This is a genomic window from Flavobacterium sp. CFBP9031, from assembly GCF_034044945.1.
Classification (GTDB): domain Bacteria; phylum Bacteroidota; class Bacteroidia; order Flavobacteriales; family Flavobacteriaceae; genus Flavobacterium.
In genome coordinates, this window is the sequence record NZ_JAXCWF010000001.1 from 119,081 (window position 1) to 137,718 (window position 18,638).

General features: G+C 34.6%; 9 protein-coding genes. 1 reads left to right on the forward strand and 8 read right to left on the reverse strand.

What is annotated here, in order from left to right:
• Nucleotides 1-294 precede the first annotated feature (294 nt).
• Nucleotides 295-468 carry a hypothetical protein gene (locus SOM12_RS00455; RefSeq protein WP_008468862.1) on the forward strand — a complete coding sequence of 58 codons (174 nt, stop codon included), beginning with the start codon at nt 295-297 and terminating at the stop codon, nt 466-468.
• 244 nt (nt 469-712) lie between these two features.
• On the opposite strand, the gene SOM12_RS00460 is transcribed toward SOM12_RS00455, so the two are convergent.
• From SOM12_RS00460 to SOM12_RS00495, 8 genes are all read right to left on the reverse strand, one after another.
• Nucleotides 713-2,332 (reverse strand): ABC-F family ATP-binding cassette domain-containing protein, encoded by a 1,620-nt coding sequence (locus tag SOM12_RS00460; protein WP_320492004.1) that lies wholly within the window; start codon nt 2,330-2,332, stop codon nt 713-715.
• Nucleotides 2,333-2,579: 247 nt separating this feature from the next.
• Entirely contained in the window at nt 2,580-3,380 is an 801-nt protein-coding gene (locus tag SOM12_RS00465) for a TlpA disulfide reductase family protein (protein WP_320492005.1), read from the reverse strand.
• 89 nt (nt 3,381-3,469) lie between these two features.
• Complete coding sequence (locus SOM12_RS00470; RefSeq protein ID WP_095930530.1) at nt 3,470-4,144, reverse strand: DUF3592 domain-containing protein; 675 nt, start codon at nt 4,142-4,144, stop codon at nt 3,470-3,472.
• A 277-nt stretch (nt 4,145-4,421) separates the two neighbouring features.
• Nucleotides 4,422-9,158 carry a T9SS-translocated chitinase ChiA gene (gene chiA / locus SOM12_RS00475; protein WP_320492006.1) on the reverse strand — a complete coding sequence of 1,579 codons (4,737 nt, stop codon included), beginning with the start codon at nt 9,156-9,158 and terminating at the stop codon, nt 4,422-4,424.
• Nucleotides 9,159-9,627: 469 nt separating this feature from the next.
• Nucleotides 9,628-11,694 carry a beta-N-acetylhexosaminidase gene (locus SOM12_RS00480; protein ID WP_095930528.1) on the reverse strand — a complete coding sequence of 689 codons (2,067 nt, stop codon included), beginning with the start codon at nt 11,692-11,694 and terminating at the stop codon, nt 9,628-9,630.
• A gap of 153 nt (nt 11,695-11,847) precedes the next feature.
• A complete protein-coding gene (nagB, locus tag SOM12_RS00485; RefSeq protein ID WP_320492007.1) occupies nt 11,848-13,785 on the reverse strand; it encodes a glucosamine-6-phosphate deaminase in 1,938 nt (645 codons plus the stop codon).
• Nucleotides 13,786-13,890: 105 nt separating this feature from the next.
• Entirely contained in the window at nt 13,891-15,459 is a 1,569-nt protein-coding gene (locus tag SOM12_RS00490; RefSeq protein WP_320492008.1) for a RagB/SusD family nutrient uptake outer membrane protein, read from the reverse strand.
• 10 nt (nt 15,460-15,469) lie between these two features.
• Nucleotides 15,470-18,505, reverse strand: a complete 3,036-nt coding sequence (locus tag SOM12_RS00495; protein WP_320492009.1) for a SusC/RagA family TonB-linked outer membrane protein — start codon at nt 18,503-18,505, stop codon at nt 15,470-15,472.
• Nucleotides 18,506-18,638: the final 133 nt, after the last annotated feature.

Here is an 18,638-nt window from a genome sequence, read left to right on the forward strand (position 1 = left end):
TCAATCAGCTCTTACTTTATAGTCAAACAAAATTGGAAATCATTTTTAAAAATAATCTGCACAGCTAACATTCTTTATTGTCTTTTGACATCTGGCATAATCTTACATAACTACGAAACCATTTCGGTTTACGGCATTGTTTACTTTCTTGCAGAAATAGCTGTAATTATTGGACTTGTGGTTTTAGAAATGAAAATTATAAAATCCAAATCCTAAAACATTTCCAAAAAATTCTATAACACATTTTGCCTATTCGTGAAGTAATTTTAATTATCAATTTAAAATATCAGAATCATGCAAAATAAAATACTAAGATTGTTAATGGTATTCGTAATACTGTTTTCATTTACAAGCTGTGAAGTTATTGGAGACATTTTTAAAGCCGGAATGGGATTCGGGATATTTATCGTAATTTTTATTATTGCGATTATTATCTGGATTTTCGCTAAAATGTTCGGCAGTAAATAGTAGTAAAATAAACAAATTAAAAAATCCCAAATTCCAAATTAAACTTGGCGTTTGGGGTTTTTACTTATGTAGAATAAAGTCCAATCTTTGTCGAGCTTCTTGCGAAGATTTGCTTCGCCTATTCGCTATCGCTCGAGTCTCCCTACGGTCGAAATGACAAACTATACATGAAAGATATAAAATAGAAAATCCCAAATTCACAAAAATTGGAATTTGGGATTTTAATATATTGGAATCTCAAAAATTAAAGATTGTACATCTTCTTTCTTTGTTCCTGAATTTTTTCATCATCAAGATATTCGTCAAATGTCATGTAACGGTCGATTACTCCGTTTGGTGTCAATTCTACGATTCTGTTACCAACAGTTTGCGCAAACTCATGGTCATGCGTTGTGAAAATTACAGAACCTTTAAAGTTTTTCAATGAATTGTTGAAAGCTGTAATAGACTCCAAATCTAAGTGGTTTGTTGGTTCATCTAGCATTAAAACGTTTGCACGCTCCATCATCATTCTAGAAAGCATACAACGCACTTTTTCTCCTCCAGATAAAACTCTAGACGTTTTTAAAGCTTCTTCTCCAGAGAAAATCATTTTTCCTAAGAAACCTCTAATAAATACCTCATCACGCTCTTCTTCTGTTTTAGCGTACTGACGTAACCAGTCTACTAAACTCAAATCGTTTTCAAAGTAATCGTGGTTTTCAGCTGGCAAATACGCTTGGTTGGTTGTAATTCCCCAATCAAAGTTTCCAGAATCTGCTTTTTGCTCGTTGTTTAAGATTTCGTAGAAAGCTGTTGTAGCACGTGAATCTTTAGAGAAAAGAACGATTTTATCGCCTTTCGCCATATTCAGGTTAATATCTTTAAACAAAACTTCTCCGTCTACAGAAGCAGACAAGTTTTCTACATTTAAGATTTGATCTCCTGCCTCACGATCCTGATCGAAGATAATCGCTGGATAACGACGGCTTGAAGGTTTAATTTCAGAAATATTTAATTTCGAAATCATTTTTTTACGAGAAGTTGCTTGTTTCGATTTCGCAACGTTTGCACTAAAACGACGAATAAATTCTTCCAATTCTTGTTTCTTCTCTTCTGCTTTTTTGTTCTGCTGTGCACGTTGTTTTGCCGCTAATTGACTAGACTCGTACCAAAACGTATAGTTTCCTGAGTAATGATTGATTTTTCCGAAATCAATATCAGAAATATGTGTACAAACCGCATCCAAAAAGTGACGGTCGTGAGATACAACGATTACAGTGTTTTCGTAGTTTGCTAAGAAATTTTCTAACCAAGCGATTGTCTCGAAATCCAAATCGTTGGTAGGCTCATCCATAATCAGTACATCAGGATTTCCAAAAAGTGCTTGTGCCAAAAGCACACGTACTTTCATTTTTCCTTCCATATCAGACATTAAAGTATAATGATCTGCTTCTGTGATTCCTAAGTTAGATAACATCGCTGCAGCATCAGAATCGGCATTCCATCCGTTCATTTCTTCAAACTGAACTTGTAACTCCCCTATTCGGTCAGCATTTTTATCATTATAATCTAAATAAAGTTCATCCATTTCTTTTTTAACAGCGTACAGAACTTTATTTCCCATTAAAACGGTTTCCAAAACAGTATGCTCATCGAACAAGTTATGGTTTTGCGTTAAAACCGACATACGTTTTCCTGGCTCCAAATGAATATGTCCCGAAGTTGGGTCCATATCACCTGAGATAATTTTAAGAAATGTAGATTTTCCAGCACCGTTGGCTCCAATAACGCCGTAAATATTTCCGTGAGTGAATGTGGTATTTACTTCGTCAAACAAAATTCGTTTGCCAAATTGAACTGATAAATTATTGACTGTTAACATGAATGTCTTTTTAATTAATTTCGTGCAAAAGTAGTGAAAAAGGTTCTAAGTTGCAAAGATACTAAGGTGCTAAGGTTTTTATGCTGGTGATGAGAGGTTCTCGCAGAGTCGCTAAGGCGCAGAGTTTTGTTTAATGCTGTTTAATCGTCACGCAATCTTGTCAGAAATGACAAAATGAGGTTACTTTGCCATAAAACTTTGCGACTTCGCTCCCGATAGCTATCGGGATTGCGAGATTAATTAAAACTTATAACTTACTTTCTTTAGCAAGCGCCACTTCTAAACTCTCAAAATTTGGAAGCACTTTAGCAATCATTCCTTCTTTGTTTATGATAAAATGTGTTGGGAATGAATTCAATTGCAACGATTCATTCATATAGACTTTCATGTCTGGAATTACAGAATAAGACAATGGTTTTCTGGCTAAAAATGTTTTTAATTGCTCTGCTGAATCTTCGGCTAAACTCATAAAAACAATGTCTTTTCTGTCTTGGTATTCTTCAACCAATTTATTGACCTGAGGAAATTCTCTAATGCAAGGCGTGCAATGAATGTACCAGCATTTTATCACAATCATTTTTCCTTTCGTGGATTCGTTGCTAACCAGATTTCCGTCTAAATCTTTAAATGAAAATTTTGGAAAAGCTGTTCCCTCCATTTTGTAGTTTTTATAAGCATCAAAACCAATTTGATTGATGGTGGCTTTTATGCTTGAATCTGTTTTTGGCTGAATTTTGAATAGCTTATAAACATACATATTCGCTTCTGATTTCAATCGAACTGGAATGAAATTTCCATTTGCCAGCTGATCTAAAAAAACTTCTTTGGAGATTTCTTTTGAAGATGAGTCAAGTGCAGTGAAATCTCTCGAAAGCATAATTCCTTTATTATAAACCGACCATTGCTCGTAAGTTTTCTGAATTTGTAAAGGATCAACTTCTGGATTTCCGAATTTATTTTGAGCTGTACTTATTGTAAAAATAAAGAGTAGCGCAATTAAGCTAATGAATTTCTGCATGGATTCTGAAACAATTGTATTTGATCTCAAAAATAGTGAAAGTTTTTTAACCGCAATTCCGATAGCTATCAGGAGCAAAATTAAAACATTTTTAAAAGTTTAAATTATAAAATTAAGTACTAAGTTAAAAATGAAATATCCATTAAATATTTTTTTGGATTTTCGGGATGTAATATAACTGTAATGTTTTTGCTTTTAATAAAACCTGTTGGATCCATTAAAATTTTAGCGCTTTTAAAAACTCTTACTTTATCTGTATTAGGATCTCGATAAGTAGTACAAATTTGACAGAGTAATCTTCCTTTTATTATATGAGTTCGTGTTCGTTTGATAGAATCAAATTGTGTAATAATACGAGTTCCGTTTTCAAAAATATATTTTGCTTTCTTGTGACTAAAAGAAAAAATAAAAAGCGTAAAAAAGGAAAGAACGCTAACACAAATCAGCAAAATGGGAATTGCTGTCACTGAAAAATACTGTTTGATCATGGCTTCTTCGGGATATGCTGGATCATATATAATTTCCACGCTTTCTCCTACGCCATAAATGGGAGAGTGTCCACTGGCAGATGCAATAAATTTGATGTTTTTTTCTTTATTCGTTTTAAAGGTAATTACTGGATGATAATATTCCTTACCACTAGATATAGATACAGATGATCCTATTACAGTTCCTTCTGACATAATTGCTCTTTCGGAAAAAGCTTTTTTATCAAGATAAATATATGCAGCTCCAATCAATATAGATGAACTAATTATAAACAATACATATTTGACAATAGAAGCAGATTTCATAAGCAAAAATTTCTGCAAAAATATCCAGACAAAGAAAGAAGATATAAGCTAAAATGTATTTTTTATATTAGAAAAAGACATATTTATCAAAGTTATAATTATGAATAAAAAAACCTGGCAGTAAAACTACCAGGTTCATAATGCGCATCTTTAGGCAAAAACCAAATAACAAATTACCTAAAGTGGCATTTTTTAGAAATAAAATAGATTAAAACATAAATAACCAAACTCAATTTTAACCGTCCCGTTTTTTATTTCTAAATTTTCAATTCTTTTTTTAGTTTAAAAAGTTCATTACTTTCAATGACTTTTTATGTCCAGATTTATCTGTTACGATCACGACAAAAATTTGTCTACTAGCAAAACTTGGACTATGAAGCAATACTTCTTTGTTGTTTTGAATATTTCTAGAACTTGTAACAGTTTGTCCTATGGTATTGAATACATCAACCTGAGCAATGTCTTCTGTTTCATTAGATACCGATAAAGTATTGTTTCTAAAATAGGCAACAGTCGTATTGCTTTCTGCTGAAATATCTTCAAGAACTAATGTTTTTGCTGTGGCTTGCGATGCAAAATAAGCTGCATATGCTTTCGACAATTCTGATGAATTACCGCAAGAAGAAGCATCCCAGTTTACAGACCAAGTCATTAAACCTCTTAAAGAAGGATATGGTCCGCCTGGTTGCATAGTGTATGTTCTTCCTGAGAAATTGGTTCCGTTTCTTAAATAATCCATAGCGTTAATTCCTTCTGTTGGAGTTAAATAACCGCTACCTGCTGCACTCGGACAAGCTGGTAATGCAATAAGAACTTTTGAAGCTGGCAATCCATCAAAATGCATTCCTGTTGAAGCAATGTTATACCCTTTTATGATCATATCAGTTAAGGCTGTAACCATGTTGGATTTCTTAGCCGTACCATAATATTGACCATCTAATCCGTTTTCTCCTCCTGTGTTATACAATTGTACCGCTAGCAAATCTAACTCGTTGCGTAAGTTTTGAATAATTGGTAAGAACGAACCAAAAGTATCTGTGTAAGTAGTATATCCTCCTTGTACATATTGTGTTTCGGGAGCTGCAGTCAATAAAAATCCAGGCCCATAGTATGCTTTTAATTCTTTGAAAGCATCTACTACGTTTTTCAATCTTGGATAAGCCGAAATACCCGCATAAGAAATATCTCTTAAACCTCCTGCACTAAAATTCATCGATCCGCCTTCAAAATCAATATCAACTCCATCAAATTGATACTCGTCGATAATTGCTTTTAGACCATTAACAAAAATATTTTTCTGAGTTACATTATCTAAAACAACATGACCATTTTGACCTCCAATAGAAACAATAACAGGAACTCCGCTATCTCTTAAGGCTTTTATATCGTTTTTCAGCAATTGCTTATTGAAAACACCATTGGTCAAATATCTCGCATCGTTTGTTGTTAATATTGGTGTATAACCATCGCGATTAACGGTTTCTACGAAAGAATAATCCACTACGTTAAATTTACTTCCGACCATTTGAGAGAAATATAAAAATGGAGCAGCAGTATTTTCCCAAGAATGCGCGTATCCTAAAATAATTTTAGATGGAAGCGGTATAAATCTATTACCGCTTATAGTAGCAATTTTAATAGTATTGTTTAATGTCGTTACAGCAGCTTTATTATCGGTTGCTTTAATTACAATTGGATAATCTTGATATGCAGTTGGCGTAAAATTATACGTGTACGTATTATTTGTACCAGCTGTCATGTTAAACGTGCCTCCATTTATGGTAATTGTAACACCAGAAACTGATCCGTCACTATCGACAGCTGTAACTGAAATTGGCACAACTTGGAAAGAGCTTTGGTATACCGTAGTATTTGATGGTGAATTCCAAGTGATTACAGGCAATGAATTTGGACAGTTTGCACCCGAACAATTTAATGTAAAAGTATATGTTTTTGAATCTGTTGTTCCGTTTGAAGCCGTAGCTGTAACAGTTAATGTATGAGAAACTCCAAACTGATTTGCTACTGGTGTCCAAACCGCTGTATAAGTTCCTGAAGAATTTGTAGCGCTTATGCTTTGTCCGTCTAAACTAAATACAACAGATGAAATTGTAGTGGCATCTGTAGCGCTTAATCCAACACTGGCAACAAAGTTAATTGCCGAACCTAAATTTATAGCAATCGCCGAAGCTGTTGGTGCTGTAATAGCAACCACTGGCTTAGTTACAACCGTTGTTTGTGTATTGAAATTATAAACTGTTGGCGCTGTTGGAACAGCAAAGTTTGCTAGATTATTTGGATAATAAGCTACTTCTCCATTTTGCCATGAATTTAATTTCAAACTTAAAATTTGTGTATAACCCGCTACAACTGAATCATCAAAAGCGTAATTTCCTGATGCATCTGTTGTTGCCAGAACGCTTTTCCAGTTGTGCGTGTTATCTGTCCATGGTAAAACAATTTCTACTTTTGCATTTGCCACAGGCGTTGAACCGTTTTTCACCGTTCCGCTGATTAAGTTTGTAGCTGCAGCTAATGCTACTCTAGCCGTTGAACTTGTATTGAAGTTGTACGTTGTTGGACTTGCAGGAACTGCAAAGTTGGCTAGATTATTTGGATAATAATTAACTTCTCCGTTTGACCAAGTATTTAGTTTTAAACTTGTAATGGTTGTATAACCGTCTATAACAGAATTATCAAAACTGTATTTTCCTTGTGCATCTGTTGTTGCCAGAACACTTTTCCACGGATGTGCATTATCTGTCCAAGGTAAAACCAATTCTACTTTGGCTCCTGAAACTGGAGTTGTTCCGTTTTTAACTGTTCCGCTAATTTTACTTGAAGTCGTTACAACATCTTGAGCAAAATTTAATGTTTTATTGGCATTCAAATTAGAATAAACTGTAGACGCCGGTGTAAATGTTTGTCCTGTTAAAGCTGCAGCAACAGTATAATTTCCGCCAGAAGCTAAAGTCAATGAATATGCCCCAGTTGAATTAGTTGTTGCCGTAACATTTCCTGCTGTAGAAGCCGCCGTAACGGTTACGCCAGAAACTGCAGTACTTCCGTTAAGAACTGTTCCGCTTACGGTGTACGTTACAACTGCCGCACCTTGAGTGAAATTCAACGTCTTGTTGGCATCAATTGCATTGTAAACTGTTGAAGCTGGAGTATAAGAAAATCCAGATTTTGAAGCTGTAACTGTGAAGTTTAAACCTGCTGTTAAACCTGCCACGCTGTAAGCCCCACTTGCATTTGAAACTGCTGTTAAAGTTGTGCTTCCTGAAACTGCTGAAACGGTTACACCAGAAACGGGACCACTTCCGTCTACAATTGTTCCGCTTACGGTATAAGTTGGCTGAGTTCCGTTAATCACAACTGCCGTTTGATTTACCGTTACATTGTTTAACGATACTGGAACAAAGGTATAACTCGCTTTTAAAGCTGTAAGTGTATAGTTTTGTCCCGAAGTTAAATTATTGAAAGCAAAATTTCCTGTTTGAGAAACTAGTGTCTGGATAACGGCATTAGACGCATTACGCAATTCAACAGTAACATTGGTAACCAAAGTCGATCCGTTTTTTACAGAACCAGAAATACTTACTGTTCCTGGAACAACACTGCCGAAAGAAGCATCCACTTGGTTTAATAATGAATTCGGAATTGCACCTCTGGTATCTTGAGATAATTCCCAAATCATACCTCCTGCTAAGTTTTTCGATTTTATATACTGCACTTTTAAGTCCATTGACTGTTTATCTTCATAAGAAATAAACTCTTTTCTAGTAGCATTATATAAATAAGGAACTTTTGTAGTATTATCAAAATAACGAACCCATCCTGCCGAAGCTGCAGATGGCGTTACCATCATCGTGTTTGGATCTAAATAAGCATGCGAATTGGTAACTGGGTTTCCAACTAAATCACAGATTTCGATACTTCCAGATTTTTCACAAGCTCCTGAACCATCCCATGTTCCGGTTGGATTTTGTGGATTTGTACATCCAGGAACGATATATCTTGGTGCTGAAACAAACAATCCGTTTGTTGAATTTACAGCAACGTTATCGAATTTTTTTCCGTAGAAAGGCAATCCCATAATTAATTTATTCGCAGGGAAACCAATTACGTTTAAATATTGATTGGTTAATTCGTCTAATGATTCTGATTGCGTTGCGCCATACAACGGATCATTAGTGTTCCCGCTTGCATATAAAGGAGCATTATAGCAGGTTTTATCATACCAATTTCCTCCAAAATCATATCCGAAATAGGTAATATAATCACAGTAAGTCGAAATATCTTCGCTCATGCCATACTGCGCTCTGTTGTTTGGCCCTAAATACTGTTTAGCAACGTTTCTAACATTGTTTCCAGCAGCAATGGTAACCAATTTATTTGGCATTGCCTGACGCATTGCTTTCAATAAAAGCACTAAATTTTTATTATCGTCTGGACTGTATTTTTGCGGAGGAACAGGCGCACCATTTACTATTTCTGTACCGTCAGTTCCACCCGAAAGAGGATATTCCCAATCGATATCAAAACCGTCAATAAACGGATATGTAGTAATAAAGTTTGCCATATCTGCTGCTAAAGCTGCCCTTGCTACAGGACTTGCAGCAATTGGAGAAAGATCTTGTCCTTTTGTCCAGCCTCCAACAGAAATTAAAATTTTTAAATGCGGATACTTTTCTTTTAATTTCATTAAATCATAAAAGTTTCCTTTTACTGGAGCATCCCACGGAATGCCACCTTCCATATGCTCATAATCAGCATAAGTATCTAAACATTTTAATTTGGTATTCTCTGGATGGGCAGGATCATAAGTTGTGCCATAAAAAGAATAATTTAAATGCGTTATTTTACTTCCATCAATTTTAGGAACATTAAAATCCCTAGCATAGATAGACCATTGCGCATAATACCCCACTACTTTTTTTCCGTGAGCTGGTTGAGCCAACGCTAGTAAGGGAAACAATAACAAAAAGAGCAATCTGTAATAATGTTTCATAGTTAATAAATATTAGTTAATAGAAAATAAATAATTGGGCCACAGAAGCTTTTAAAATCTTCTGGGTTTCGCTCAACTGCAGATTGGAACCCCGCGGTCGATTGGAAATAAACTCAAATTACATTCTATAGATAAATATTACTATTACTGATTCATTCATAATCATTAGTAAATAGCAGTGATTGATATTTATTTATAATTCTAAAAATTAATCTTAAATACAAATGATAAATTTGGGACTAATCATCAATCTATACTCTCGTTTTTTGTCATGTTTTGTGGTATTCTTATTCTTCTATTTGGTTTTAAAGGTTAATACTAGTCTCATGGCTTATATTTTTATTATTGAATTAAGTTAAGTGCTGCTTACTTCTGAAATTTTGGCTATAACTATCTCTACCGTGGAACTCCGGCAGAGATAATTAAAAGCCTGATTAATGTAACTCTAAAACACTAACTCAACCAAAATTTATATTAGTTTCTTTAAACTCTCATAAACTGACAATTCTACGTCAGCATGATCTTTTGTATTGCATTGCTCTATTAGACTTTTTAAATCTGCTGGTTTTAAAGTCGATTTATTATCTAATACAAGCAATAATTCTTGTGATGCATCACTTAATTTTTTTGACAAAGGCAAAATTGGCTGCACTAATGGCGCATTGGCACTTAGCGCTGTTAAGTCTTTATTTACAGTAATCCATTTATTAAAAAATGCTGTTACTTTTGCTTTATTATCAGCCGATTTATTTGCTAAATATTGATTTACTGCAGCATCAAACGCAAGTGCATCTTTTGCATCTGGTCCGCATGCATCTGCAAACAAGGTAAACGGAGAATACATCTGGTACTCTGTTCCTCCTTTGTTACGAGTATATCCTTTTAAAGGCTCGCTAACTTTAGAAAATTCTTCAAGCGACTGAATGTTTTGATTGTTGGCAATATTTCTTAAAATAACATCTTTGTTGCGAATGTGCGTAATGCCTAACTCTTCTAATCTGAAAGAGATCTGTTCTAAACGTTTGCGCATATTTTCTACATCCACTACATCTTCTGCAGACCACAATCTTTCAGCAATAGCAGCTGTTCTTGGCCAAACTCTAGAATCTATCGTGGTTGGTGTAGCCAATTCTGTCCACATTGTAGCTTCTCCACCCAAGATTCTTGCTTTTTCATCGCTAGTTAAATTAGCTCCTTTTGGCATCGGATCATTTAAATAATGACTTGCTATTGGGTACATTAGATCGATATAATAGCCATTTGAAAGAACGGTTTTGTATCCTTTTTTAACAGCATCTACTAAAGATTGTCCTGCTGGCATTCCTTCATTTGGACCTCTCCAAGAATGTACAATAGCTTCTTTAGATAAATCTTTTGTCAAGATTTCTTCCCAACCCATCAATTGTTTTCCGTGCTTTTTTAACATCGGTGCCAATTGCATGGTAAAATAAGTTTGTAATTCGTGGTTGGTTTTTAAGTTATGTTTCTTTTTGAATTCTTGAATCTTCGGATTTGCATCCCAATCTTTTCCTTCGTTTTCATCTCCTCCAATATGGAAATAAGCGCCTGGAAATAATGGACAAACCTCATCAAAAACTTCACTTAATAATTGATATGTTTTAGGATTTGAAGGATCTAATGTTGGCGAAAAAATACCCGCATTTCTTTCAATTCCATAGGTAGCAATTGCTGTACCTTGAATATTTTTTTCGGATGTTCCTCCTGTCAGCGTGATTACTTTACTGCCAATTTCTGGATAAGCCGTTAAAATTGCAGATCCGTGACCTGGAACATCTATTTCTGGAACAATTAAAATACCGCGCTCATCGGCATATTTTACGATATTTTTAATTTCCTCTTGTGTATAATACATTCCATCCGAAGCTAATTGAGTAAACTTTGGATGTTTTTTCATTTCAATTCTCCAACCTTGATCATCAACCAAATGCCAGTGAAAAACATTCATTTTCATCGCTGCCAATGCATCAATATTTCTTTTAATTACGTCAATTGGCTGAAAATGTCTTGAAACATCTATCATTAAACCTCTCCAAGTAAATCTTGGGAAATCTGAAATTTTGGAAACTGGAAAATAAAAAGATTTTGAATTGTTTTGAAGCATCTGCAACAATGTCTCCAAACCATGTAAAGCTCCTAAATCGCTTGAAGCGTTTATTGTTATTTTATTAGAAGTAATATCTAAATGATAACTTTCATCTTCGTACAAACCAATTTTACCGCTTTTAGTGCAATTGATCTGCAATTCTGCATTTGGAACTTCATTTAGTTTTTCAATAAAACCTTGTTCGAAAAATATACCTGTTCTACCATCTAAGCGGCGCAAAAAACGAGTTACTCCTCCAAATATTCTAGCGTTTGGATTTCCTGTAATGTTTACTTTAAAATTTTTAGTTAAATTAAAATTACCTTCATTAATAACAACATTCTGAGGCCAAGGCATAAGATTTAGCTGCTCCTTCTGGACTTGAGCACCTGCTGTTAAACCTGCAAATAATAGTACAAATAGATATTTCATTTTTCTTTTTTTTGGTTGGATAGCTTTTTATAAGTATCCTAAATTTATTAAAAAAACAAAATTCAGAATGATTTCAGCTTTTACCTCACTTTGCTATGAGATCAATCTGAATTTTGCTATTTGATTCATTCTAAAATGAATCGGAAAAAATTTTTAGTAATCAAAACGTTTAAAAGCTTCGATCGCTTCATATTCAGCCAAACCTAATTCATCATATAAGATGGCTGTGTTTTTATTTCGATCTTCTGCCCTAACCCAAAATTCACGAGAGTCATTACCTTGAAACATCACCCTGTCTTTTTGAGACTGATGGTGTAAAATAGCATGGCGTTTCAACAAAACCTCTGATGGGCTTAATGGAACTGCCATATCAATTTCGTGAATATCCCATTCGTGCCAAGCTCCTCTATACAGCCATAACCAACAGTCATCCATGTACGGTTCTGGTTTAAGTTCTTTTAAAGCGGCAAAAATGGCATTTAAACAAACCTCATGTGTTCCGTGCGGATCGGCAAGATCTCCAGCAGCAAAAACTTGATGTGGTTTTATTTTTGAAATAATATTTTTTACAATAGCAATATCTTCTGGCCCTAACGGATTCTTTTTAACTTGCCCCGTTTCATAAAAAGGAAGATCTAAAAAGTGTGTATTTTCATCTTTCAGTCCAATATATCTTGTTGCTCCGTAAGATTCTCTTCTTCTAATCAATCCTTTTAATTTTCTTACTTCTAAAGAATCGATCTGATTTTCAGATTTATTATTTAGAAATTCGATTACTGATTTGAAATTGATATCTGATTTTTCATTTCCGATAAAATCACTGGCAACTTCTGCAAATTTTAAAGCTTCATCATCTGAAACCGCAATATTTCCAGAGGTCTGGTACACTACGTGAACATCGTGTCCTTGTTTGATTAACTTCGAAAATGTTCCTCCCATAGAAATTACATCATCGTCTGGGTGCGGACTAAAAAGAATAATTCTCTTTTTTGCCGGATTTGCCCTTTCTGGACGAAATGAATCATCTGTGTTTGGTTTTCCTCCTGGCCATCCGGTAATCGTGTGCTGCAAAATATTGAACATATTAATATTCATATCATAAGCAGAACCTTCTTGAGCCAAAAGATCAGACATTCCGTTATTGTTATAATCACGGTCTGTCAATTTCAGAATAGATTGTTTTGTTTTTTGACACAACCAAACAATCGCTTTACTTTTTAATTCAGGAGTCCAAAGACATTCTCCAACTAACCAAGGCGTTTTGAAACGGGTTAACTCTGAAGCTGCCGACTGATCTAAAACAAAAGTTGCGTTTGGATGATTCTGTAAAAATGTTGCTGGAATTTCTGAACTGATATCGCCTTGAACTGTTCTTTTTATAATATCTGCTTTATTTTGCCCCCAAGCCATCAAAACAATACGTTTTGACCTCATGATGGTTGAAACCCCCATTGTTATGGCACGTTTCGGCACATTATCGATACCATTAAAAGCAGATGAAGCATCGACTCTAGTGATGTGATCTAAGGTAATAATTCTTGTTCCTGAATTGATATGCGAACCTGGCTCGTTAAATCCAACGTGTCCTGTTCTACCAATTCCAAGCAATTGAAAATCAAGTCCACCTGCATTTTTAATATTCATTTCATAATCGATACAATATTGATTGATTTCCTCAATAGCTACTGTACCGTCAGGAATATTTATATTTTCAGGTTTGATATCAATGTGATTAAAAAGATGCTCATGCATGAAATAATGATAGCTCTGATTGTTCTCCTTAGTCATTGGATAATATTCGTCCAAATTAAAGGTGATAACATTGCTAAAACTAAGTCCTTCTTCTCTGTGCATTCTCACTAGTTCCTCATAAACTTTGATAGGAGAAGAACCTGTTGCCAGACCTAAAACACAAGATTTATTTTTCTCCTGCTTAGACCTAATTAGCTGCGCAATTTCCTGGGCTACAATTACAGAAGCATCAATCGAGCCTTTAAAGATTTCAATGTGAATTTTCTCAAATCGAGTCTCTTCAAATTTTCCCGCGCTTTTGTAACTAATATCAGGTTTTATTTCTAAAGCACTTTTCATTTCTTTTCTTTTTTGTAGTAATTACCATTTTGGTTTTAAGAATGGTATAGATCGCTTTCGCCATCTATACCATACTACTAACCAAACTTAATATTCCATTTTTTTTTAGAAGTTAGGTGCATCAACATCCCACCAAAGTCTTGTAGCTCCGTTATCAGGACCACCAAGAGCTGTTACTCCAGATGCAACACCTGCAGGGTTACTTGCTTCTTCAGACTGAGCAAAAGGAAGTCTTCTAACTCCTAATTCAGTGCTAATTACACCACCACTTTTATTGTTTTTAATTCTGAATAGTTTAGGGTAACCTGTTCTTCTAAACTCAGACCATGCTTCTTGTCCATCAGGATATGTAGCAATCCATTTTTGAGTTATAATTTTCTCCAGATTTTCTTCATTAGTAGCTCCCCATGCAACAGTAATTTTAGAAACTGCTGGAGTATTATTTTCTGGGAATAATGGATCTACATAATCAAGAGGCTTTTTCGTATTATCAGAAGCATAAGTCGAAGCTCCTTCTGCACCATTCTGCTCGAAAGATGCTCTAATACCAGCTTCATAAAACTCTTGAGCTGTTCCGCCCATATTCCAACCTCTTAAAGCACCTTCTGATCTTAAGAAATATACCTCTGCAGTAGACATCCAAGTAACTTCTCCAGTTTTTGTTCTAGGTCCTGTTTGCGAGAATTTAGCATATGTAGTTCCAGAAGGATACGTTACACCATTTCTGATAGATGCATACTGACCAGGAGTAATTTCTGCTGTATTCCAATATTTAGAAATACGTGGATCCTGATAACCTCCTAAGATAGACTGCATATCAGCTCCCATGAATAAACCAACCCAAGAGTGGCTCATTACGTCAATTACGTTAAGATCTACAGGAGATTTAACTTTCATTACATCAGCATTAACTTTAAGAACACCAATTGAATTATTAACTGCTTTTTCAGCTTCAGTTTTAGCTAAAGCAGGATCTACTTTAACAATTCTCATTGCCATTCTCAAACGAAGTGAGTTTGCATACTTAACCCATTGTGCATAATCTCCGTCGTAAGAAGATAAATCTGTTCCTTTAAAAGTAGAAGATTCACCAGCATCGATTCTTTTAGTTAATTCAGTAACTGCAAAATCTAAATCTTTAAACATTTGAAGATAAATATCCTTTTGAGAATCGTAAAGAGCAGAACCTTCAGCACCATATTTAGAATATACAGCAGGTCCGTACATATCTGTAATACGTTGCATTTGCACCACTTTTACAATCAACGACCAAGCATAAAACTGATCGTATTTACCTTTAGCTCTTTGTTCAACTTTATAAAGATTTGCAATAATATCTACATAAGCTCTTTCCCAAGCATAACCATTCCATCCAGGATTTAATGCATAATCGTAATTATTAGTATCTCCAAAAGGAACTGGTGTAATCATATATCCAGACCATCCATCAGCTTGTAAACTTTGCTGAATTTGATATTGCCAAGTAATATCTGATATATATATTCTACTAAAAGCAGGTTTAAACAAACTTTTAATATTGTTATAATCCTGTTCTAATTGCTCTGTAGTAGCACCTTCAGGATTTTTATTGATCTCCTCAAAATTGTCTGTACAACCAAAAGCCGCAAGCAATGAGAAGCATATCGCTGTTTTTTTGAATTTATTTAATGTCATGATTGTAAGATTAGAATGTTAAGTTTAAATTAAGACCGATATTTCTTGTTGAAGGTAAACCAAACACATCAACACCTTGTAAGCCTTCACCTGTACTTAAAGCTACATTTGGATCAAATGGTGCATCTTTGTAAAGAAAGAATAAGTTTCTAGCAATCAAAGAGATAGTTGCAGATTGAACATATGGTAATTTATCTTTTTTGAAAGTATAACCAATAGATACCTCTCTAACATTTACATTTGTTGCGCTGTAAACATATTCTCCAGAAGCACCGTTTCTACCTGCTGTTCCATTGTAGTAGTCAAATGCATCCATTGTAGTTACAGGAGTTCCGTCGCTCGCTCTTACACCGTTAATTTTAACACCTCCAGCATTTCTAGCATCACCTGTAGCTTTAGATACTCCATTGTAATCGTTGATTGCTTGAGTTAAACTAAGAACTTCTCCACCAAAACGTCCATCAATTAAGATGTTTGCAGTAAATGATCCGAATTTAAAAGTGTTAGACCATCCTAACATGAAATCAGGATTAGCATTACCAACTTCTTCCCAATCTGTTCTTTGAATAGTATTGTCGTCATTAACTAAGATTCTTCCTTGATCATCTCTTTTCAAGTTTTTACCTTCAATTACACCAAATGGTCTTCCTTCAATTAATGAATATCTGTAGCTGTTAGATCCTGGATCAGTAAGAATGATTCTACCTCCTGTTCCTTCTTCAGCAGGAATATCATTTACTCTACTCTTATTTTGTGAATAGTTAATTCTAGTATCCCAGTTGAATTTTTCTCCTCTAACGATATCTGCATAAAGTACAAGCTCGAAACCTTTGTTAGAAATACTACCAGCGTTGATAGCATAATTAGTATAACCAAAAGGGTTTGTAGCTGGAGCAGGAACTTGAATAAATTGGTTTTTAGTTTTAGAATCATAGAAAGAAAATTCGAAACCTAATCTGTTATCAAACATTCTCCATTCTGTACCTAATTCAACCTCAGATTTTAATTCAGGTTTTAATGTTTGACCTGGCATTGGTCCAACTGGTGGATTTACAATACTTCCTGCAACGATAGTAGATGTAGGACTCGTAATACTACCAGCAATATCATTACCAACTTGTGCATAAGTAGCACGAACTTTTCCAAAGTTGAAAACTTCTGGTAATGTAAACATATCGCTAAGAATACCAGTAACCCCCACAGATGGATAGAAGAAACTAGAATCGTTAGTGTTTACTAAAGTAGACGACCAGTCATTTCTAGCTGCAAGATCTAAGAATAAATAATCTTTGTATCCAAAAGTTGTAGCAGCAAATACAGACTGAACTTCTCTTTCTGCTCCTGTTTGAACGTTACCGTTATTATTTACAAAGTTTCCTAAAGTAAAGATGTTAGCATAATTCAAACCTCCACCGATTCCTGAATCTACAGTTAAACCAGTAACTTTGGTATTATTGATACTTGCTCCGAATGTACCATTGAATGAAAAGTTTTCACCCATTTTTGTATTAAATAAACCTAATAAATCAGCATAATTTTGAGTACCGATTGTATTTGCATTGATGTATCTTCCTGTAGCGTGTACTAAAGAAGTTGCAGAACTAGCGTACATTTCTTTTTGGAAATTGCTTTCACTTCTGTTATAGCTATATCTTGAAGCTAAATGAAACCATTCAGCAACTTTATAATCTAAAGCAATTGCTCCATTAAAGAAATTGTTTGTATCAACAGATTTTTGTCTGTTAATCTGCCAGTATGGATTTTCATTACTTTCGTTTACCGCTGCAAAACCAGGATAATTTTGAACATTCATGTTTCTAACAGGATCAAAAACTTCATATGTTTTCAAATCATTTAAGCTAAAAGCTCTTGGATGAGAGTAAACACCACTAATTGGATTGAAGTATAAACCATTTGTTGGTCTATTATTAATTGTTTGTGCAACATAATTTCCTGTTACAGCAACGCTCAATCTATCATTTAAGAATTTGCTTGTTTGACGAATTCCAAAGTTATTTTTCTTCAAATGATTTCCAGGTATAATCCCAGAAGCATCTGTATTAGCATACGTTAAGCTTGTAGAATTTCCTTCCGTTGCTTTAGAAAAAGACATAGAAGTAATTTGTGTAACTCCTGTTTCGAAGAAATCTTTAACATCACCTTCTACTTTTTTCTTATCTCCCCAAGATCTTGGATCTCCATCTGCAGATGTGTAATCTGATTGGAATTCTGGTAAATAAGCTGCGCTATCAAATGTTGTAACAGAATTGATATTGAATGATTCAACTCCAGCTTTTCCTTTTTTAGAATTAAGTAAGATTACACCATTAGCACCTTGACTACCGTATAATACAGAAGCCGCAGCACCTTTAAGCACAGTCATTCCTTCATAATCATCAGGATTAATCAATGAAACGATATCACCACCATCACGGTTACCTCCTGCTAAATCTCCAAAAGTACCATTTGGCTGTCCTGTACCTTGATTGTACAAAGGAATACCATCAATTACATATAAAGGCTGATTGTTTACAAAAGATGAATTACCACGAATTACAACTTTTGTAGAACCTCCTGCTCCAGATGAACTTTTTGTTACTGCAACACCGGCAATTTTACCAGCAACAGTATTAATAAGGTTTGGATCTTTTACACGAGTTAACTCTTCTCCTTTAAGCTCTTGAGCTGCGTAAGTCAAAGATTTTCTTGTTTTCTTTATCCCTAAAGAAGTTACAACAACCTCATTTAATGAATTTGAAGCTCCTTGAACCATCTTCACATTCACTGTAGAAGCATCTCCTACAACAACAGTCTGAGTTTCTAGTCCTACATAAGTGAAAACTAAACTTTGACCTTTTTGAACTTCAATAGTGTACAATCCGTCAAAATCGGTAGTAGTTCCTTTTTGACCTCCTTGTACAGCAACAGAAGCTCCAGGTAATGGCATACCATCAGAATCTGTAATCACACCCTTGACATTTTTTACTTGTGCAAGCGAAACTTGCGCCGTAAAAACAATCATAAAGATTAAGAAAATTTTTTTCATGTTTATTTTATTTTGTTAGTTATGATGTAAAATTATTCTTAAGGCATTGTTAAAAAAAATAAATTAAACCAACAGCAATAAAATTTAAACGAACGACATAAAACATTCAATAATACGCTTTACGAAAACGTTC